Origin of the sequence: Bacteroides sp. AM44-19 (assembly GCF_003603395.1) — a bacterium.
Lineage (GTDB): Bacteria > Bacteroidota > Bacteroidia > Bacteroidales > Bacteroidaceae > Bacteroides > Bacteroides uniformis.
Genome location: NZ_QTNB01000067.1, coordinates 1 through 615, shown reverse-complemented (window position 1 = coordinate 615; position 615 = coordinate 1). Strand labels below are relative to the sequence as shown.

Annotated in this window: 1 protein-coding gene; it reads left to right on the top strand. The window is 48.5% G+C overall.

The genetic code is table 11. From position 1 onward, the window contains the following. Positions 1-273: toprim domain-containing protein (locus tag DW947_RS21410; protein WP_165859489.1), on the top strand; the 273-nt coding region annotated here is incomplete at its 5' end. Positions 274-615: the final 342 nt, after the last annotated feature.

The following is a 615-nucleotide window of genomic DNA, read 5'->3' as shown; positions in this document are numbered from 1 at the left end:
GTATCGAATGTAAACAAGGCTCTCTATCCGTTGGGCAATTACGAACGCATCCACTGCTTTTTCGACAACGACCATGCAGGCATGGAAGCCCTCCAACAAATCCGCAAGGAATACGGCAGAGACCGATACATCCGTGACGCTTCACAGACTTACAGCGGATGTAAGGACTTGAACGAATACTTACAGAAACAGGTTGAAAGAAAAAGGCAAGTCCAATCCGTCAAAGGAGTGAGCAGCCAGTCACCGAAAAAGAAAAACGGCTTTCGGTTATAGCCCACTATAACTACACGCTCCGCTTTCGTAGTTGTGGGCTCTCCCGAGGGGATTAGGGCTTTGCCCTAATGACCCACTCAAGGCGTTTCACCCCTGAGAACCCCGAGCAAAGAGTGACCCTCTCTTTGCAATCTCCGCTTATGGGTTACCCCTAAGAACCCCTCTGCGAAAGCGAGCAGAATAATCAATTGCAAACAAAGAAAAGAAGCTATGGCAACAAAATCAAGCATACATATCAAGCCTTGCAACATCGCATCGAGCGAGGCACACAACCGAAGAACTGCCGAGTATATGCGTAATATCGGGGAGTCCAGAATCTATGTCGTTCCCGAACTTTCCACC